We start from the raw sequence: 19,790 nt of genomic DNA on the forward strand, positions 1-19,790 counted from the left end.
AGTCAGGTACGGGCACGGTGGATGATCCACCGTGCCCGTACCTCCGAGGAGGAGCACGTCTTGAGCCCCGCCCGCACCACCCGGCTGCGTCTCACCGCGGCCGTCGCCGCCGTCCTCGCCGCCACCACGGCCGGACTGACCGCCCCGGCGTCGGCGGCCCCCGCGGCCGCGCCCGTCGCCGCCACCGCCGGACAGCAGGGCGTCCCGACCGTGCCGGTGGGCACGAACGTCGTCTCCAGCGGACCCACGGGCTTCCTGACGTCCCGTCCGGACGGCAACACCCGCGTCTACACCTGGACCCGGCACGCGGACGGCACCCGGACCACGCTGCCCGGACAGCGGTACGGGGCGAGCATCGGCACGGACGTGATCGTCCGGATCGAGGGCACCACCCACACGTACATCGACATGTCCACGGGCACCGAGCTGGTCTCCTTCGACACCGCCACGCTCGGCGGCGGCGGCTACAGCGCGGCCCGCTACATGGGCAGCACGCTCGTCGCCTCGAAGGAGGTGAACGGCGTCCGCGCGTACCACCTGTTCTCCAAGGAGCAGGGGCTCGTCGTCGACCGCGAGGTGACGGGCATACCGGCCGGCGCCCACGCCCTGAGGGCCGACAGCAGCGGCCCGGACACCCTCGTCGTGCACCACAGCACCCTCACCAACGGGGTGTACGACGACGGCGTCTCCCTCGTGGACGTCGCCACGGGCAAGGCCTTCGAGACGTACGGCGCACGGGACACGGACACGCGGACCGTCTCCGCCCTGTCGGCCACCCACCTGGCGTGGATCGAGTGGCCCGGCGGCAAGCCGAGCCTGGCAGTGGCCCGCCGGGACAGCAAGGCGATCACGCGCACCCCGCTCGGCGAGGGCACCGACCTGTCCGTCAAGTTCGTCGGCGACTGGGTCGTCCACGCCCAGCTCGGCGGCGGGGCCGCCTCCACCCCCAACCCGCTGTACGCCCTCACGGCCCGCTCCCTCAACGACCCGCAGCGCACGGTCAAGCTCCTGGACCACGCCGTGAACGTCACCCCGACCACCGACGGGGGTCTCCTCGCGCGCGGCGGCACGATCGAACACGGAGAGGGCGTCTACCGCGTCTCCCGGGGCGAGGACGGCACTCCGGCCGCCACGCTGATCGCGAGCACGGGCGAGACCACCGTCCTCGGGGTCAAGGACCACGAAGCCGCCCCCCTCCCCACCGCCGTCGACTTCGCGCGCGGCGACGACGCCCGGCTGTTCTGGGAGTTCGACAAGGCCGCGGACTACGACGTGACCATGACCCACAACGCGTCCGGGCGCCGCTGGACCGACCACCACGTCCACATGGACCGGCCCGGCCTCTCCGGGGCAGAGTGGACCGGCATGCTCGACGACAGGACCTCCGCCCCCGTCGGCGACTACACGTGGAAGCTGACCGCCGTCCCCGCCAACGGCATCGGCCCGGGGGTCGAGCGCACCGGCACCCTCAAGGTCACCGCCAAGCCCGCCCCGCACGACTTCACGAACAGCGGCACCCCCGACCTGCTCGTCAAGGACAGCGCGGGACGGATCATCGACTACGACGCCCGCCAGACCCTCTACGAGACCGGGCACTGGGGCATCCCCGCGCAGCGCACCACGGTCGTCCTCGGCACGGGCTGGCAGATCTACGACCGCGTCGCGGCCCCCGGCAACCTGGACGCCTCCCCGCACGCCGACGTGATCGCCCGGGACCGGAGCGGCGCCCTGTGGTTCTACTCCGGCACCGGGAACGCGCTCGCCCCGCGCAAGAAGATCGGCACCGGCTGGGGGGTCTACACCCAGCTGACCGGCCCCGGCGACCTGACCGGCGACGGCCGGGCCGACCTCGTCGCCACCGACACGACCGGCGCCCTCTGGCTCTACTCCGGCACCGGCAACGCCAACGCCCCCTTCACGGCCCGGAAGAAGATCGGCACCGGCTGGGGCGTCTACAACCGGATCGCCGGCACCGGCAACTTCGCCGGCGGCGCCGCCGGGGACCTCGTCGCCCGCGACAAGGACGGCGTCCTCTGGCTCTACCTCGGCAAGGGCGACGGCACCTTCGCGCCGCGCATCAAGGTCGGGCGCGGCTGGGACCGCTACTCCGACCTCGTCGGCGTGGGCGACGTCAACCGCGACGGCCGCCCCGACCTCGTCGTCCAGGGCATCGCGGGCGGCACGAACGAGACCCTCGCCTTCTACGAGGGCACGGGCGACTGGCGGGCACCCGTGTCGTCCCGCAGGGGCGTCTACAACCCGGAGGACCTCGGCACGGGTGCCGTGACCCTGTTCTGACCGTTCGACCCCCAGGAAGGCAGCACCTTGCTCCACCCACGTAGGCCCCGGTTCGCACTCGCCGCGGTCGTCACCGTCGTCCTCGCCGTGACGGCGGGGACGGCGGTGGCGGCGCCGGCTGACAGCCGCCCGGTGAGTGCCGCCGCGGCCGCGCAGGACACCGTCGCGCCGTTCCCGGTCGACGGCTACGTGTACAGCTCCGGCCCGACGGGCTTCCTGAGCGCCCAGAGCGGGACCGCGCTCACCTGGCGGTGGACGCGGTACGCGGACGGCGCCACGACCGTGCTCCCCGAGAGCTCGTACGGCAGCGCCCAGCAGACGGACATCGTGACGCACTCCGACGGCGACGGCGTCTTCACGCTGTACGACATGGGCACCGGCGCCGACCCGCTGGAGATCGACATCAACCCCCTCGGCGGCGGCTACGCCATCGCGGGGTTCGCGGGCACGCGCATCGTGGCGAAGAAGGCCAACGCGAGCGGCGGCACCGACCTCCACGTCATCGGCAAGCCGCAGGGCGTCCTGGTCGACGACACGGTGACCGGCCTCCCGGCCGACGCCACCGTCACCTCCGTCTTCGTGAACTCGCCCGACAGCGCCCTGGTCCAGTACTCCGTCACCGTGGACGGGACGAAGCGGAGCCACGTGGCGGTGCTGGACGTCGCCGCCCACGCGGTCGCCGGGACGTACGAGCGGGCGGCGGGGACCACCGGCGGCGCCACCCTGTCGGCCACCCATGTCGCCTGGGTCGAGAAGGGTGCCGACTCCACCTCCCCGGTGAGCGTCGCCGTGGCCCGGCGGGACACCGGCGAGGTCGTCCGTCACGACCTCGGCGTCACGGACCCGGTCGTCGTCCAACTGGTGGGCGACTGGGTGACGTACCGGACGTACAGGAGCACCACCCCCGGCCCTCCGAACCCCCGGTTCGCGCTGTACGCCCGCTCCCTGGCGACCGGTGAGACGGTCAGGCTCCTGGACCACACGATCAACGCCATCGCCGGACCCGACGGAACGCAGATCGCGCGGGGCGGGACGGTCGAGCACGGCGAGGGCCTCTACCGGATAGCCCCCGGCGCCGACGGCGGCCGGCCGGCCGTCACCCTCGTGGCGAGCACCGGCGAGCCCACCGCCGTGGAGTTCCTGGGCCACGCCGTCCCCGGGACGATCGACCTCGACCGGGAGACCGCCCCGGTCCAGCTGAACTGGACGCTGAGCAGGTGGGCGCAGAGGGTCCGCGTCGAGCTGGTGCACACCGCGACGAAGAAGACGTGGAAGCCCAACGTGTACTCGTACGGCGGGGGCGTCTACGGCTTCCCGTGGAACGGCATGTACGCCCAGCACTGGCTCAGCGCCTCCACCCCGTACCGCGACGCGGTCCCCGCCCCCAACGGCGACTACACCTGGCGCATCACCGCCGAATCCCCGAACGGCATCGGCCCGGCCCTGGAGCGGACCGGCGCCTTCACGGTCGTCCGCAAGGCCGTGCCGCACGACTTCAACGACAACGGCAGCCCGGACCTGCTCGCACGCTATTCCTCCGGGCAGCTGGTGCTCTTCAACACGCCCCAGCCCCTCGGGGCGTGGAGCGTCGGCGCCTCCGAGCCCCTGGGCACCGGCTGGAACACGTACGACCGGCTCCTCTCCCCCGGAGACGTCGGCGGCACGCCGGACTCCGACGTGATCGGCCGCGACCGGACCGGCGCGCTCTGGCTCCACCAGGGCACAGGACGCGGCCTCGCCTCCCGTACGAAGATCGGCGTCGGCTGGCAGATCTACGACAAGGTCGCCGCCGGCAGCGACCTCACCGGCGACGGCCGACCCGACCTCGTCGCCACCGACACGACCGGCGCCCTCTGGCTCTACAAGGGCACGGGCGACACCACCGCCCCCTACGCCCCCCGCGTCAGGACCGGAACCGGCTGGGGCGCCTACAACCAGCTCACCGCCACCGGCAACCTCGCCGGAGGCCCCGCAGGAGACCTCGTCGCCCGCGACAAGGACGGCATCCTCTGGCTCTACCTCGGCAAGGGCGACGGCACCTTCGCACCGCGCATCCGCGTCGGCGGGGGCTGGTTCGCGTACGACAACGCGATCGGCATCGGAGACGTGGACCGCGACGGGCGCAACGACCTGATGGCCACCACCACCGGGGCCGGCGAGCCGTACTTCTACAAGGGCACCGGCGACTGGCGCGTCCCCTTCCAGGGCCGCACGCCCGCCTACTCCCACGCCAACCTCCCCGACACGGTGTTCTGACCGGACCGCGTCGGGACGGTCGCCCAGACCGTCTTGCCGACCGACCTGTCCTCCACGCCCCACGCCGTGGCGAGGGCGGCGACGAGCAGCAGCCCGTAGCCGCCCTCGTCCGGCTCCCGGGCCGGCACCGGCCGCCGCTCCCCCCGCGCGTCGGACAGCTCGACCCGCACGTGGTCGCCGCCCCGCCCCATCCGCACCTCGAAGTCCCGCCCCGGCACCCAGCCGTGCCGGACCGCGTTGGTGGCCAGCTCGGCCACGACCAGCTCGACCGCGTCGGCGGCGGGGCCGCTCAGCCCCCACTCATGGAGCTTCTGCACAGCGAGTAACCGCGCCAGGCGCGCGCCCCGGCGCGTCGCCGAGAGCCGGAGCGCGAACTCACCGGTTGGAGTGGCAGTTTCCGATTTCATGCCCCCGAGCCTGACCCCCCGGCCGTACGCTGACCAGCAGCGACGCCACGACGCTGGGTAACTGTACGGGTACGCCAAGAGGGCGGTACGGATGTCGGGGAACGAGGAGGAGCGGCCGGAACGGCCCTCCGAAGTGGACGGCACGGCGCACCTGTTCCGTGCGCTCGGGAAGATCATCAAGGTGCTGCGCAGGAACGCGGGCCTGAGCCAGGCGGAACTGGCCGCCGTCGCCCATTGCAGCGAGGACCTGATCTCCTCGATCGAGCGCGGCGTACGAGTCCCCCAGCCGGACCTGCTGATCCAGCTCGACCCGGTGCTGGGGGCGGGCGGGGTACTGCTCGCGGCAACGGACGACGCGAGGGAGGCGCTGTCGCGGGCGCGGGTGCGGCATCCGGATTGGTTCCGGAGCTTCGCGGACGCGGAGGCGAAGGCGGTGGCGCTGCACTATTACGAGGTGCAGGCCGTGCCGGGCATCCTGCAGACCGAGGCGTATGCGCGGTACCTCTTCGAGAACCGGCGACCGATGCTGGACGAGGCGACGATCGAGAAGCGGGTGGCCGACCGGATCTCCCGACAGGCGATCCTCGACAAGTGGCCTGCGCCGACGATCAGCTTCGTCTTGGAGGCAGCCGTGCTTCTGCGCCCGTTCGGTGGAACGGAGGTCCATCGAGAACAGCTCCGTCGCGTCCTCGACGTGGCCCGGCGACGGACCGTCGACCTCCAGATCATGCCTCAGGACGGATCGGAACACCCCTACCTGGGTGGCGCGTTCACGCTGCTCACTCCGCCGGGACGGCGGGAGGTTGCGTACACCGAGATCTACGGGCACGCCCGGCTGATCACCGCACCGGAACAGGCACGCACCTACGCCGAGCGCTATGGGATCATCCGGGCGCGGGCACTCTCGCCGCAGGAATCCCTGGCCTGGATCGAAAAACTGCTGGGAGAACGATGAAAACCACAGAACTGTCCTGGTTCAAGAGCAGCTACAGCGACTCCGAGGGCGGCAACTGCATCGAAGTCGCCTACGACTGGCGCAAGTCCAGCTACAGCAGCGGCGAAGGCGGCAACTGCGTCGAGGTCGCCGCCCACCCCACCCTCATCCACATCCGCGACTCCAAGAACCCCCACGGCCCCCAGCTCGCCGTCGCCCCGACGGCCTGGGCCGCGTTCGTGGACGTAGCATCCCGGGCGTGACCTCCATGAAGTTCGTTCTCTTCGACGTCGACGGCACCCTCATGGACGCCGTCGAGAACCAGCGGCGCGTCTGGCACGAGTGGGCCGCGCGCCACGGGCTCGACGGGGACGAGGTGTACGCGACGGCGCTGCGGACGCGGCCCGTCGAGACCTTCGCGGCCGTCGTGCCCGACGCCGACCCGGACGCGTGCCTCGCCCTCCTGCACTCCCTGGAGGACGAGGACGTCCGTACGGGCTCGTACGCGGCCTTCGACGGGGCCGCCGCGCTGCTCCACGCCCTCCCCGCCGACCGGTGGGCGCTCGTCACGTCGAACTACGAGCACCGGGTGCGGGGGCGGTTCGAGCGGACCGGGCTGCCGCTGCCGGGGCTCGTCGTCGACGCGGCCTCGGTCGCCGAGGGGAAGCCGAGCCCCGTCCCGTACCTCACCGCCGCCGAGAAGCTGGGCGCGGACCCGGCGGAGTGCCTGGTGATCGAGGACGCCCCGTCCGGCGTGCGGTCGGGGCTCGACGCCGGGATGACGGTCTGGACGGTCAACACCCCGGCCCCGCACCCGGACGCCCACCGCCACTTCCCGACCCTCGCGGAGGCGGCGCCGCACGTCCTGGGCGCCCTCGCCTGAGTCCGTACAACCTCCTGCCTTCCTGGTGGGTCTCCCTCTGTGGGGTGCCGAGCCCGGCACCCCACACCGACCGGAGGGAACACCCGTGCCTCAGATACGGATCGGACTGGCCGCCGCGGTCACCACCGTCCTCGCCCTCACCGCCGGCGCGGTCGCCGTCGTGCCCGCGAGTGCCGCCGGACCGTCCGTGTCCACGGGAACCACGGCCGCCGGCCAGGAGCAGGCCGCACTGGCGTACCCCCAGAAGAGCGACCTCGTCAGCGCCGGGGCGACCGGCTTCCTCACCCAGGGCGAGAAGCTCCTGTGGACCCGCTTCTCCGACGGCTCCACCGTCGAGCTGCCGGGGAAGCCGGTGGGCGACAGCCGGTCCGACATCGTCGGCGTGCTGACCGGGCACAACACCGTGCGGCTGTACGACATGGCCGCCGGCGGCGAGCCCGTCACCCTCGACCTGTCCGACCGCCCCGGCACGTACGTCCCCGCGGCGATCAGCGGCTCCACGGTCGCCTTCGTGGTGAACGGCGAGGTCCGCCTGGTCTCCAAGGAGGGGGACACGCTCACGGAGCGGAAGGTGGGCCGGGACGCCTACGTCAACGCGCGCGTCGCCCACATGCGGTCCGGCGAGCTCGTCGTCAGCCACCTGGCGCCGGCCGGCAACCAGAGTTTCCCCACGATCGACGTCGTGGACACCGCCACGGGCCTCGTCACCGCCTCGTTCGGCACCGGCCCCGTCAGCCTGGCGCATGTCACCGCCTCCGGCTCCACCCTGGCCTGGTGGGACGGGCACTGGCAGGTGCACGACCGGGCCACGGGCACGACCAGGGAGACCGCCGTGCCGGGTGGCGGAGCGGCGCGCGTCGACGTGCTCGGGAACTGGCTGCTCAGCGCGCGGGACCACGGTCTCACGCGGGGAGACTTCACCGACGGGATCCCGCTGATCGCCCGCGCCCTGAACGGCAGCGGCACCACCGTGCGGCTCCTCGACCACCTGGAGTCCTCGGCGGTCGCTCCCGACGGCACCGTCCTGGTCCGCGGCGGTACGCAGGAGCACGGGGAGGGGCTCTACCGCATCGCCGTCGGCGAGAGCGGTGTCCCCACGGCCACGTTCCTCGCGGGCAGCGGCGAGACGACCGAACTCGGAGACCCGGTCTTCCAGGGCCCCACCTCGATCACCCTCAACGGCCGGCACACCTCCCCGAAGTTCAGCTGGCTGCTGAACCGGACCAACATCCGGGTCGACATCACCCTGCGCCACACCGCCACGGGCAAGATGACGCGGCAGCAGGTCTCCGGTCGCGCGAGCTTCTTCTGGGACGGCCTGCTCTACCGGTCCGCCGCCCCCACCGGCGACTACACCTGGGAGGCGACGATCTCCTCCCTCAACGGGATCGGCGCGCCGGTGCGCTCGTCCGGCGCCTTCACCCTCAAGCACCAGCCCGAGCCCCACGACTACACGTCGAACGGCTCGGCGGACGTCATCGCCCGGGACACGTCCGGCCGCCTGTGGATCGAGGACTCGTACTACTTCGGCAAGGTCTACTCCGGCGGACGGACCCTGGTGGGCCCCGGCTGGCAGGTCTACGACCGGATCGAGGCCACGGGGAACGCCGGCGGCTCCGTCGCGCCCGACCTCGTCGCCCGGGACCGCAGCGGGGTGCTCTGGTTCTACCAGGGCGACGGCAAGGCCGGTTTCGCGCCCCGCGTGAAGGTCGGCGGCGGGTGGAACGCGTACGACAAGATCGCGGCGGGCAGCGACCTGAACAACGACGCCAAGCCCGACCTCCTCGCCACGGACAAGTCCGGTGGGCTCTGGCTGTACCCCGGCACCGGGAACGTCAACGCCCCCTTCGGGGAGCCGAAGAAGATCGGCAGCAGCTGGGGCGGCTACAACCTGATCACCGCCGTCGGGAACCTCCTCGGCGACCCCGCCGGCGACCTGGTCGCGCGTGACAAGGACGGCGTCCTCTGGCTGTACCTCGGCAAGGGCGACGGCACGTTCGCCCCGCGCGTGAAGGTCGGTCCTCACTGGGGCGGCTACGCCGACCTCGTTCCCGTCGTCAACGCGGACGGCTGGAACTACTCCCGCGAGGTGCTGGGGGTCGGCCGCGACGGTACCTTCGCGCACCTCGGCGGCAACGTCTGGACCCGGCCGTTCAGCGGGCGTCAGCACACGACGCTGTTCGCGGACGGCATCGCCGGGTACGACGCCTTCGCCTGATCCCTACGGCGGCGGGTGCCCGCCCGTCTCCACGGCGGGCGGGCCGCTTGCTGTCTCCACGGCGGGCAACGGGGCCAGGACCGGAAACGGACGCGGGCACCGGTGCCAGGACCGGAATACGGCTGCGGGCCGGGCGGTTGGACCGGGGCATGCGACGTGAACCCGCGCCGACCGGCGGCCTACACCCCCTGCTGGCCGGGCGGTACAGCCCCTCCCGGTTCGACCCGACGGCGGTCGTCGACGACGACGCGCTGCGCCTGCTGCTCGAAGCGGCGCGGTGGGCGCCCTCGGCAGGGAACTCCCAGCCCTGGGGCTTCTTCACGGGCCGCCCGGGCGAGCCGGAGCACGCGCGGGTGGTCCCGCACCTCGCGCCCAGCTCGGCACGGTGGGCGACGAACGCCGGGCTGCTCGTCGTCACGCTGACGCGCCGCCACGTGGACGACACGGAGCTGCAGTACTCCGAGTTCGCGGACTACGACCTGGGTCAGGCCATCGCCCACATGACCCTCCAGGCGGAGGCGCTGGGTCTGGCGTCCCACCAGTTCCGGGCCTTCGACCTGGAGGGTCTCACCAAGGAACTGAACCCGAATCCGGGGTGGGCGATCGTGTCCATGATCGCGCTGGGGAAGGCGGCCGAAGAGGCGCGGGCCGGGCGGGACCGGCGCACCGTCGAGGAGCTCGTGTCCGACCCATGGGCCCTGTGACGCGGGCTGGTCTCCGTAACGCGTGGTGAGAGGACGGGTCCTCGGCGCGGGCCTGCTTCGCGGGCTTCTGGTGGGACCGCCCTCTTTCCGAGAGTCGCACCTTCCGGCGCCGCGTCAAGGGCGCTCCTGCGTCGCGTCGGCTGCGCCGATTCCGCTTCGCTCCACCCTTGACCCGGCACCTCCAGGCGCGAAAGACCTCTTGGAGGGCGGTCCGGGGGCGGGGTCCCCGCCGAGCCCCGGGCAGTGTCCGGGGCCGGTGCCGCGACAGACGGCCGGTGGGTGGGGGCTGGGTTCATGGCGGGGCTCGGTGGGGCCGTTTCCCTGGGTTGGGGGTGCGCGGTCGTTGAATGGGGCGGCTGGGCAGGGCTTGGCGGGTGACCGCCGTCTGTTGGTCGAGACTCAGGCCCCGCTGGTCCCTGTGAGTGGGTGGGGTGGGGTGGGGTGGGGTGGGGTGGGGTGGGTTTCTCGCGGTAACTCGGCCCGCGTGGGCGATATGACCCTTATGTAGGTCAATCCATGGGCTATTACCGGGAGTAGGGCGGAGAAACCCTCACCCTCCCCCCGAGCGGGAACAGGAACAACCCACCACCGACCCCGGGGAACAACCACCACCGACCCCGGGGAGCAACCCACCACCGCCCCGGGGAACAACCCACCACCGACCCCGGGAAGCAACCCGCAAGGCTGCTCCCCCATCCCCACCCACTCACAGGGACCAGCGGGGCCTGAGTCTCCACCCCCCGACGGGGGTCACCCGCCAAGCATCGCCGGGCCGCCCCATTCAACGTCCGCGCACCCCCAACCCAGGGAAACGGCCCCACCCCCCCCGCCATGAACCCAGCCCCCACCCACCGGCCAGGCGGCCGCGCTCCGGCCCCGGACACTGCCCGAAGCCCCGCGTGGCCCCGCCCCCGGCCGCCCTCCGAGTGCGAAAAGGCGGCCTCCGGCGCCGGGTCAAGGGTGGAGCGCAGCGGAATCGGCGCAGCCGACGCGACGCAGGAGCGCCCTTGACGCGGCGCCGGAGGCCGCCACACTCGGAACGAGGGCGGCCACACCAGAAGCCCGCGGAGCCGGGCCACCCCGACGGGCCATGGAAACCCGCACCCTCCACCGCCGCCGCCCCCACCACCCTCACCACACCATCCGCCCCATCCGCTCCATCCGCCCCAACCACAGCTCCGCAACAACCACTTGACCTCCATTCAGATCGCAAACCCCCTCGGCTACTGTGTCGCCCATGCAGGGGGAACCGGAGGACCACTCCACTTCGGACAGTTTGCGCGGCAGTGGGGCGATGCCGCTCGAAACGGGCGACCCGCGGCAGATCGGGGCGTTCAGGCTCCTCGGTGTGCTCGGGTCAGGCGGCATGGGCCGGGTCTATCTCGGCGCCGTGCCAGGGAAGTTCGCGGCGGTGAAGCGGGTCCTGCCCGTGCTCGCCGAGGACCCCGACTTCCTCAGCCACTTCGGGCACGAGCTCGACAATCTGGCCCGGCTGCCCGCCGGCGCCAACACCAAGCTCCTCGCGAGCGACCGCACGGCGAAGCCGCCGTGGTTCGCGACCGAGTTCATCCCGGGCATCACCCTCAACGACGCCATCCGGCTCAACGCAGGCCCCCTGTCCGGCGACGCCCTGTGGCGACTGCTCCGGGAGGCCGCGGCCGGGCTGCGGGTCGTGCACGGCGCCGACATGGTGCACCGCGACCTCAAGCCGTCCAACGTGATGCTGACCGGCGGCGGTCTCTCGCTCATCGACTTCGGCGTGGCCCGCGCCGCCGACCAGAGCCGGCTGACCAAGACCGGCATGGTCATCGGCACCCCCGCCTACATGGCGCCCGAGCAGGCCGTCGCCGACCGGCAGCTGACGGGTGCCGCCGATGTGTTCGGGCTGGGCAGTCTGCTGCTGTACGCGGCGAACGGGCGGCCTCCGTTCGGGGACGGCTCCGGGCCCGACCTCCTCTACCGCGTCGTCCACGGCGAGCCCGACTTCGGGCGGCTCACGGAGGGCGACCCCGAGCTCGCGGAGCTCGTACGGAAGTGTCTCGCGAAGGATCCGGCGGACCGTCCGACGGCCGAGGAGCTCGTCACCCTCACCGAGGAGCGGGCCGCCGGAGCCGTCTGGCCGGAGGCCGTCGCCGCGCGGATCGCCGAGCGGGCGCTCTTCGCCGCCGGGGCTCCGACCGCCGGGCAGCTGGAGGAGCTGGAGCGGGCCGATCCGACCCGGGACGTGGCGACGGCCTCGCTGACCCCGCAGGCCTCCGCGTCCTCGAAGGAGCCCGCGACCGCCTCCCCCGATCCGCTGGCGGTGACCGGTCAGGGCGTGCAGGGCGCCCCGCGGTGGCGGCGGAACAAGCTCGTCATGTTCGCGGTGCCCGTCGTCGTGGCGACCGGCACCACCCTGACCGTCGCCCTCGGCCCGTACGAGATCGGCCGCCTGGGCGCGGCCCCCGAGGCCTCGCCGTCGGCGGTGGCCTCGCAGCCCGCCTCCGTACCGTCGTCGACGGGGACGGGGACGCCGTCGGCGAAGCCCTCGGTCAAGCCGCCCGTCAAGCCGTCGGGGAAGCCGTCTCCGGGCGCTCCCCCTCCGGCCGGCACGGTTGGTGGCGGCGACGCGGGCGGCACCGGCACCCTGCCGGGCGGTTCCGCCGCGGGTGGTGGCGGCGGTTCGGGCACGGCCTCGGGTGGCGGGAGCACGACGTCCGGCGGGGGGAGCACGACGTCCGGCGGCGGGAGCGCGGCGTCCGGCGGCTCGGGTTCGGGCTCCGGGTCGGGGTCCTCCGGCGGCACCACGACCCGTCCGGCTCCGGAGCCGACGACGAAGGCGCCCGCTCCGCCGCCGCCCACCGGCGGCTCGACGCCCTCGGGGACGTACTCCCTGAAGAACTCGTCCGACGGCACGTGCATGGGCGAGTACAACGCGGGCTATGGCGTCTTCGTCAACACCTACGACTGCGGTTCGGCGCAGGGCGGCAGGCCCGTCTGGTACGGCTGGACGTACAAGGCCGGCGCGAACGGCACCTTCCGGCTGGTCAACCGGCAGAGCGGCCACTGTCTCGATCCGAACGGGACGGTCGGCGGCACCGCGGCCGCCTGCGACGGCTCCAGCGACCAGTCGTGGCGCGTCCAGGCTTCGACCGCCAACGGGCGGACCCTCATGAACGTGGGCACCGGCCAGTGCATCATGGCCGGGCCCCCGTTCATGATGATGGCCGCCTGCGACCCGGGCGACCTCCGTCAGCTCTGGCGGAACGTCTCGCCCGTCTGAGCGGCGCCGAAGACGGGGACGGTCACGTCCCCTTCCGTGCGGAAGGCGACCTCCAGCTCCATCCCGATGCGGAGGTCGCCCTCCGCCACGTCCACGACCTCCGTCATCATGCGCGGCCCCTCGGCGAGGTCGACGACGGCCGCCACGTACGGGACGCGGTCGCCGAACGGCGGGAGGTCGTTCCGGTGGACGACGGACCAGGTGTAGAGGGTGGCGCGGCCGCTCGCCCGCTCCCAGCGGCCGTCCTCGCTCCAGCAGTACGGGCAGAACTCGCGCGGGTAGTGGTGCGCGCGGTCGCAGGCGGCGCAGTGGCGGAGCAGCAGGTGCCCCTCGGCGGCGGCGTCCCAGTAGGGGCGGGTGAAGGCGTCGATGTCCGGCGCGGCTGTCATCAGAAGAGTCCGATCGCGGAGTCGAGGGACCAGGTCTGCCAGGACATGGCGAGGAGGGCGACGAGGGAGATGAGCGCCATCATCGCGTTCTGCCCCTGCTCGGCCCAGTCGTGGATCATCAGGACGAGGTAGAGGAGGTTGAGGAGGAGGCCGCCGACGAGGGCGACGGGGGTGAGGAAGCCGCTGATCAGGCCGAGACCGAGGGCGAGTTCGGCGTAGACGACGACGTACGCCATCAGCTTGGGGCGCGGGGCGACGACGGTGTCGAAGCCGTTCTTCACGACGGGCCATCGGTGTCTGCCTGCGACGTCGGCGGCCCAGGCGATGCCGGTGCCGCGTTCGAACCAGCCCTTCTTGTCCTTGTGGCGCCAGCTCTCCAGCCACCACAGGCCGAGGCCGATGCGGAGGACGGCGAGCCATTCGGCGCCGGTGAGCCAGACGGTCTGCATGCGGGCCCTCGCGATCTCGTCGAGGTGGATCTGACGGTACGTCAGTTCAGCGCAGGAGGCCCTGCGGCGCAAGGGGTCGGCCCGGTCCGCCGGGTGCGAGGGGGCGGTCCGCGTGACCGATTCGCAACCGAAATCCCCGCTCGCCCGAGACCCACTGCGTGTACACGTCATTACGCTCAGCATTCATGGTCACCACGCCTCCTGCACCTCCCGTCCACCCCGTGTACGTCATCGGCGGCGGACCCGGCGGACTCGCCGTCGCCGCCGCCCTGCGCACACGGGGTGTCCGGGCCGTCGTCCTGGAGAAGTCCGACGCCGTCGGCGCCTCCTGGCGCGCGCACTACGACCGGCTGCGGCTGCACACCACCCGGCGGCTCTCCGCCCTCCCCGGGCTCAGGATCCCCCGCTCCTTCGGCCGCTGGGTCGCCCGCGCCGACGTCGTCCGCTATCTGGAGACGTACGCGGAGCGGCACGAACTGGAGATCGTCACCGGGGTCGAGGTCCACCGGATCGAGCGGGACGGCACCGACTGGATCCTGCACGCCACCGGCGGGCGCCGGCTCACCGGGCGCGCGGTGGTGGTCGCCACCGGGTACAACCACACCCCGCACCTGCCCGAGTGGCCCGGGCGCGACTCGTACGAGGGCGAGTTCCGCCACGCGCGCGCGTACCGCGCCCCGGGGCCGTACGAGGGCAAGGACGTGCTCGTCGTCGGCATCGGCAACACCGGCGCCGAGATAGCCGCCGACCTCGCCGGCGGCGGCGCGGCCCGGGTGCGGCTCGCGGTGCGGACCGTCCCGCACATCGTGCGCCGCACGACGCTCGGCTGGCCCGCCCAGCGCTCCGGGATCCTGGTGCGGCGGCTGCCGGTGGCGCTGGTCGACGGGCTGGGCGCGCTGCTCGCCCGGTTCGCCGCGCCGGACCTGACGGCCCACGGGCTCCCCCGGCCCGACAAGGGGCTCGCCACCCGGCAGCGGGAGGGCGCGATCCCCGTGCAGGACGTCGGCCTGGTCGACGCCGTGCGCGCCGGGAAGGTCGAGATCGTCGCGGCGGTGGAGGGTTTCGAGGACGGGGAGGTGGTCCTCGCGGACGGCAGCCGGATCGCGCCGGACGCGGTGATCGCGGCGACCGGCTACCGGCGGGCCCTTGAGCCGCTGCTCGGGCACCTGGGCGTGCTCGACGGGCGCGGGCTGCCGGTGGCGCACGGGGCACGGAGCCCGCGCGAGGCGCCGGGGCTGTACTTCACGGGGTTCACGAACCCGATCAGCGGCATGTTCCGCGAACTGGCGCTGGACGCGGAGCGCATCGCGCGCCGGATCGCACGGAGCACGCCGAAGTCCTCCCGCCGAGACGGATCCGGGCGGTGATCGCGGCGGTCCCGGGCCGGTGATCGCGGCGGTCCCGGGCCGCCGATCGAGACGGGCCCAGGCCGCTTGAGGCAGGCCCGGGCCGGCGATCGAGACGGACCCAGGCCGGCGCTTGAGACGGACCCGGGCCGCCGATCGAGGCGGACCCGGGCCGGCGCTTGAGACGGACCCGGGCCGCCGATCGAGGCGGACCCGGGCCGGCGCTTGAGACGGACCCGGGCCGCCGATCGAGACGGACCCGGGCCGGCGATCGAGGCGGGCTCGGCCCGATCGCCGGGGGGCCGTCGCGCGACTCCTCGGCGCACACCCATTCCTGACTGGGCGTCAGTTCTGTAATCTGACTGATCGTCAGGTGTATGCGAATGGGTGAAGGGCGGGCGACACACACATGCTTGGATCGACACACGGCACCTTCACCACCGATCTCCGCGCCCGCGTGGTCGCCTGCGGAGAGACCCCCAGGGACGCCGTGCACGGCGTCACCGCCGTCGCCGGCGACCTGGACGTCAGCGGGCGGCCGCTGCACCTGCCCGTCCCCGACCTCGACCGGTTCTTCCGGCCCGAGTCCGTCGCGGTGATCGGCGCCTCCGACGCCGAGGGCCGGCCCAACACCGGCATCACCCGGCAGCTGCTCGCCTGGGCCGGGCGCGTCGGCGCCCGGCTCGTGCCCGTCCACCCGACCCGTACCAGCGTCTTCGGCATCGACTGCGTGCCGGGCGTCGGCGCGCTCACCGAACCGGTCGACCTCGCCGTCCTCCTCGTCGCCGACCCGCTGCCCGTGATCGAGGAGCTGGCCGAGACCAAGGTGAAGTTCGCCGTCGCCTTCGCCTCCGGCTTCGCCGAGACCGGGGAGGCCGGCGCCGCCGCGCAGGAACGTCTCGCCGCCGCCGTCCGCCGCTCCGGGCTCCGCCTCCTCGGCCCCAACACCAACCTCAACGCCTTCGAACGCTTCCGCGACGACCTCGAAGGCCCCGCCGTCGCCCTCATCACCCAGTCCGGCCACCAGGGGCGGCCCGTCTTCACCCTCCAGGAGCTCGGCGTCCGCCTCTCCCACTGGGCGCCCACCGGCAACGAGGCCGATCTGGAGACCGCCGACTTCCTCTCGTACTTCGCCGGGCGCCCCGAGGTCGGGGCCATCGCCTGCTACGTCGAGGGGCTCAAGGACGGCCGGTCCTTCCTCCTCGCCGCCGACCGGGCCGCCCGCCAGGGCGTCCCCGTGGTCGCCGTGAAGGTCGGCCGCACCGAGACCGGCGCCCGGACCGCCGCCTCCCACACCGGCAAGCTCACCGGCGCCGACCGGGTCGTCGACGCGGCCATGCGGCAGTACGGCGTCATCCGGGTCGACGGGCTCGACCAGCTCCAGGACACCTCGGCCCTCCTCGCCCGCGCACGCCGGCCGCAGGCGGACGGGGTCGTCGTCTACTCCATCTCCGGCGGCACGGGCGCCCACTTCGCCGACCTCGCCACGGCGGCGGGCCTCTCCCTGCCGGAGCTCCCGCAGGCCAGGCAGGACGAGCTCCACCAGTGGATCCCGGAGTACCTGAACGTCGCCAACCCCGTCGACAACGGCGGTCACCCGGTGGGCGACTGGCGCGGCCGGAAGATCATCGACGCGATCCTCGCGGACCCGTCGGTCGGCGTGCTGATCTGTCCCATCACCGGGCCCTTCCCGCCGATGAGCGACAAGCTCGCCCAGGACCTGGTCGACGCGGCCGAGGCGACGGACAAGCTGGTGTGCGTGGTGTGGGGTTCACCGGTCGGGACCGAGGACGCCTACCGCACGACCCTCCTCGGCTCCTCCCGCGTCGCCACCTTCCGCACCTTCTCCAACTGCATCGGGGCCGTGAAGGCCTATCTCGACCACCACCGCTTCACCGCCGGCTACCGCTCCCCCTTCGACGAGGCCCCGCGCACCCCCTCCCCTTCCCTCCGCAAGGCCCAGGCCCTCCTGCGGCCCGGCCGGCGGCTCAGCGAGCACGCGGCGAAACAGCTGCTGCGGGCGTACGGGATACGGGTGCCGCGCGAGCAGCTCGTCACCAGCGCGGCGGCGGCGGTCCGGGCCGCCGGGCTCGTCGGCTACCCCGTCGTGATGAAGGCCTCGGGCGCGCAGCTCGCCCACAAGACGGAACTGGGCCTGGTGAAGGTCGGGCTGACCTCCGCCAGCCAGGTCAGGGACGCCTACCGGGAGCTCACCGACATCGCCCGCTTCGAGGAGATCGACCTCGACGGCATCCTCGTCTGCCAGATGGTCGGACGCGGGGTCGAGATGGTGGTGGGCGTGACCCACGACGAACTCTTCGGCCCCACGGTCACGGTGGGCCTCGGCGGGGTCCTGGTGGAGGTCCTGAACGACACCGCCGTCCGCGTCCCGCCCTTCGGGGAGCGCGAGGCCCGGTCGATGCTCGAAGAGCTGCGCGGCCGGGCCCTGCTCGACGGCGTGCGGGGCGCCCCGCCCGCCGACGTCGACGCGCTCGTCGAGGTGGTGCTCCGGGTCCAGCGGATGGCGCTCGAACTCGACGGCGACCTCGCCGAACTGGACATCAACCCGCTGATGGTGCTGCCGCGCGGGCAGGGGGCGGTGGCCCTGGACGCGCTCGCGGTCTGCCGATAGGAGCCTGCCGATGACTGACGTCCTCCACACGGTCGAGAACGGCGTCTCGTGGATCACCCTCAACCGCCCCGAGGCGATGAACGCGGTCACCTGGGACCAGCGGGAGCGGATCATGGCCCTGCTCGCGGAGGCGTCCGCCGACCCCGAGGTCCGCTGCGTGGTGGTGACGGCCACCGGGCGCGGCTTCTGCGCGGGCGCGGACCTGCGGGGCGCGCCCGCCGCCGGCGAGCGGGTGGCGGGGGACGTCGCCCGGATGATCCGCGCGGGCGCGCAGCGCTTCGTCTCCGCCGTACTGGACTGCGAGAAGCCGGTGATCGCGGCGGTGAACGGGACGGCGGCCGGGATCGGGGCGCACCTCGCGTTCGCGTGCGACCTGGTGCTCGCGGCGGACTCGGCGCGTTTCATCGAGGTGTTCGTACGGCGGGGGCTGGTCCCCGACGGCGGCGGCGCGTACCTGCTGCCCCGGCTGATCGGTCCGCAGCGGGCGAAGGAGCTGATGTTCTTCGGGGACGCGGTGGGGGCGGCGGAGGCGAAGGAGATGGGCCTCGTGAACCGGGTCGTCCCGGCGGACGAGCTGGCGAAGACGGCCCGCGACTGGGCGGAACGCCTCGCACAGGGTCCGACGCGGGCCCTGGTCCTGACGAAGCAGCTGGTGAACGCGTCGCTGGACGTGGACCGCTCGACCGCCTTCGCGGCGGAGGCGACGGCCCAGGAGATCAACATGACGACGAGGGACGCGCAGGAGGGCGTGGCGAGCTTCGTGGAGCGGCGGGAGGCGCGGTACGAGGGGCGTTAGCCGAGGCCGTTCCGGTGGCCGTCGCTCCCGAGGGCTTCCTATCTGACGCATCGTCAGTTTCAATGGACGGTGTGATGGGACACGCGGAGATGGCGGCCACCGCCGTCCGACACCTGAGAGCGGCCGGGGCACCGACGGCCGTCGAACCACTCCCCCGGCCGGTCCTGCGGGCCGTCCGGGACGACGAGCGGGCGCCCGTCGACCCCGGTGAGTTCCGCCGGGTCCTCGGGCACTTCGCCAGCGGCGTCACGATCGTGACGGCCCTCGACGCGGACGGACCGGCCGGCTTCGCCTGCCAGTCCTTCGCCTCCCTCTCCCTCGACCCGCCCCTGGTCGCCTTCATGGTCGCCCGGACCTCGACCACCTGGCCCCGGATCGCGGCGGCCGGGAGCTTCTGCGTCAACGTGCTCGGCGGCGACCAGGGCCCGCTGTGCCGGGCGTTCGCGGTCAGCGGCGCGGACAAGTTCGCGGGCGTCGCGTGGACGCCGGCGCCGGTCACGGGCTCGCCCCGACTGGCCGGGGTGCCCGCGTGGATCGACTGCGCGATCGCCGCGGTCCACACGGGGGGCGACCACCTGATCGTGGTGGGGCGGGTGGAGGGCCTGGACGCGGAGCCGGAGAGCGAGCCGCTGCTCTTCCACCGCGGCCGCTTCGGCGGCTTCGCGCCGTAGCGCCGAGGCGGGACCGGGCCCCACGCGGCGGCGTCAGTGGCCCGTCAGGGTCAGGGTCGCGGCGCCCGTCAGGAACGCCGTCAGGACCGCCGCCGTCCCCCACAGCAGCAGCGAGACGAAGTGGCCCCGCCGCGCGCGTCTCGCGAGGAGCACCGCCACCGCCAGTGCCGTGCCGCCCACCAGCCACCCCCACCCGCCGGCGAGCGGCGCGAGGAGGCCGCCCGCGAGGACCGCCAGGAGCAGCTGCCACCAGACGGGACGGCCAGCGGACCGGCGTCCCAGGTCCTCGCCGAGCAGCACCACGGGCACGACGAGCACGGCGGAGACCGCGAGCGCCACGAGCACCAGGGCCACCACCAGGAACGGCAGCGCCAGCACGTACGTCGCCGGCCCGGCGGTGTCCTCCCCGGGGTCCGGCTCCTGGCTCAGACCGATCGTCATCAGCGCCGCCAGGGCCACCCCGGCCTCCAGGCACAGCGCCAGCGTCGAGACCCGCAGCATCCGGGCGATGCCCCGCCCGTCGTCAGGACCGCTCATCGGCGATC

General features: G+C 73.3%; 16 protein-coding genes. 12 read left to right on the forward strand and 4 right to left on the reverse strand.

The annotated features are described in order from the left end of the window. Nucleotides 1–60: 60 nt before the first annotated feature. Both ABTY59_RS03215 and ABTY59_RS03220 read left to right on the forward strand, forming a co-directional pair. Nucleotides 61–2,298 (forward strand): FG-GAP repeat domain-containing protein, encoded by a 2,238-nt coding sequence (locus ABTY59_RS03215; protein ID WP_352017145.1) that lies wholly within the window; start codon nucleotides 61–63, stop codon nucleotides 2,296–2,298. 27 nt (nucleotides 2,299–2,325) lie between these two features. Next, nucleotides 2,326–4,554 carry an FG-GAP repeat domain-containing protein gene (locus tag ABTY59_RS03220; protein WP_352017146.1) on the forward strand — a complete coding sequence of 743 codons (2,229 nt, stop codon included), beginning with the start codon at nucleotides 2,326–2,328 and terminating at the stop codon, nucleotides 4,552–4,554. On the opposite strand, the gene ABTY59_RS03225 is transcribed toward ABTY59_RS03220, so the two are convergent. Then, nucleotides 4,518–4,961 (reverse strand): ATP-binding protein, encoded by a 444-nt coding sequence (locus ABTY59_RS03225; protein WP_352017147.1) that lies wholly within the window; start codon nucleotides 4,959–4,961, stop codon nucleotides 4,518–4,520. The genes ABTY59_RS03220 and ABTY59_RS03225 overlap by 37 nt on opposite strands. A gap of 91 nt (nucleotides 4,962–5,052) precedes the next feature. On the opposite strand from ABTY59_RS03225, the gene ABTY59_RS03230 reads away from it, so the two are divergent. The 6 genes from ABTY59_RS03230 (at nucleotide 5,053) to ABTY59_RS03255 (ending at nucleotide 12,962) form a co-directional block, all read left to right on the forward strand. Then, nucleotides 5,053–5,916: a helix-turn-helix domain-containing protein gene (locus ABTY59_RS03230; protein WP_352017148.1), complete on the forward strand. Its 864-nt coding sequence runs from the start codon at nucleotides 5,053–5,055 to the stop codon at nucleotides 5,914–5,916. Further along, the gene (locus tag ABTY59_RS03235; protein WP_352017149.1) at nucleotides 5,913–6,158 is read left to right on the forward strand and encodes a DUF397 domain-containing protein; all 246 of its coding nucleotides are present in this window, start codon (nucleotides 5,913–5,915) and stop codon (nucleotides 6,156–6,158) included. The genes ABTY59_RS03230 and ABTY59_RS03235 overlap by 4 nt, the downstream gene beginning before the upstream one ends. Nucleotides 6,159–6,163: 5 nt before the next feature. Beyond that, nucleotides 6,164–6,778, forward strand: a complete 615-nt coding sequence (locus ABTY59_RS03240; RefSeq protein WP_352017306.1) for an HAD family hydrolase — start codon at nucleotides 6,164–6,166, stop codon at nucleotides 6,776–6,778. Between the two features lie 85 nt (nucleotides 6,779–6,863). Then, nucleotides 6,864–8,996, forward strand: a complete 2,133-nt coding sequence (locus tag ABTY59_RS03245; protein ID WP_352017150.1) for an FG-GAP repeat domain-containing protein — start codon at nucleotides 6,864–6,866, stop codon at nucleotides 8,994–8,996. Between the two features lie 149 nt (nucleotides 8,997–9,145). Next, a complete protein-coding gene (locus ABTY59_RS03250; RefSeq protein WP_352017151.1) occupies nucleotides 9,146–9,700 on the forward strand; it encodes a nitroreductase family protein in 555 nt (184 codons plus the stop codon). 1,294 nt (nucleotides 9,701–10,994) lie between these two features. Beyond that, on the forward strand, nucleotides 10,995–12,962 hold the full coding sequence (locus ABTY59_RS03255) for a serine/threonine-protein kinase (protein WP_352017152.1): 1,968 nt from the start codon (nucleotides 10,995–10,997) through the stop codon (nucleotides 12,960–12,962). On the opposite strand, the gene ABTY59_RS03260 is transcribed toward ABTY59_RS03255, so the two are convergent. Then, nucleotides 12,932–13,351, reverse strand: a complete 420-nt coding sequence (locus tag ABTY59_RS03260) for a Zn-ribbon domain-containing OB-fold protein (protein ID WP_352017153.1) — start codon at nucleotides 13,349–13,351, stop codon at nucleotides 12,932–12,934. The two genes, ABTY59_RS03255 and ABTY59_RS03260, sit on opposite strands and share 31 nt — an antisense overlap. Then, nucleotides 13,351–13,800 carry a DoxX family protein gene (locus ABTY59_RS03265; protein WP_352017307.1) on the reverse strand — a complete coding sequence of 150 codons (450 nt, stop codon included), beginning with the start codon at nucleotides 13,798–13,800 and terminating at the stop codon, nucleotides 13,351–13,353. Before ABTY59_RS03265 ends, ABTY59_RS03260 begins: the two co-directional genes overlap by 1 nt. 185 nt (nucleotides 13,801–13,985) lie before the next feature. On the opposite strand from ABTY59_RS03265, the gene ABTY59_RS03270 reads away from it, so the two are divergent. The 4 genes from ABTY59_RS03270 (at nucleotide 13,986) to ABTY59_RS03285 (ending at nucleotide 19,245) form a co-directional block, all read left to right on the forward strand. Further along, nucleotides 13,986–15,167: a flavin-containing monooxygenase gene (locus tag ABTY59_RS03270; protein WP_352017154.1), complete on the forward strand. Its 1,182-nt coding sequence runs from the start codon at nucleotides 13,986–13,988 to the stop codon at nucleotides 15,165–15,167. Between the two features lie 388 nt (nucleotides 15,168–15,555). Further along, complete coding sequence (locus ABTY59_RS03275; RefSeq protein ID WP_352017155.1) at nucleotides 15,556–17,778, forward strand: acetate--CoA ligase family protein; 2,223 nt, start codon at nucleotides 15,556–15,558, stop codon at nucleotides 17,776–17,778. A 10-nt stretch (nucleotides 17,779–17,788) separates the two neighbouring features. Next, entirely contained in the window at nucleotides 17,789–18,574 is a 786-nt protein-coding gene (locus ABTY59_RS03280) for an enoyl-CoA hydratase/isomerase family protein (RefSeq protein WP_352017156.1), read from the forward strand. Nucleotides 18,575–18,663: 89 nt separating this feature from the next. Next, complete coding sequence (locus tag ABTY59_RS03285) at nucleotides 18,664–19,245, forward strand: flavin reductase family protein (RefSeq protein ID WP_352017308.1); 582 nt, start codon at nucleotides 18,664–18,666, stop codon at nucleotides 19,243–19,245. Nucleotides 19,246–19,278: 33 nt separating this feature from the next. On the opposite strand, the gene ABTY59_RS03290 is transcribed toward ABTY59_RS03285, so the two are convergent. After that, entirely contained in the window at nucleotides 19,279–19,782 is a 504-nt protein-coding gene (locus tag ABTY59_RS03290; protein ID WP_352017157.1) for a hypothetical protein, read from the reverse strand. Nucleotides 19,783–19,790 lie beyond the last annotated feature (8 nt).

The sequence above is a fragment of the Streptomyces sp. NPDC096079 genome (genome assembly GCF_040303145.1).
Lineage (GTDB): Bacteria > Actinomycetota > Actinomycetes > Streptomycetales > Streptomycetaceae > Streptomyces.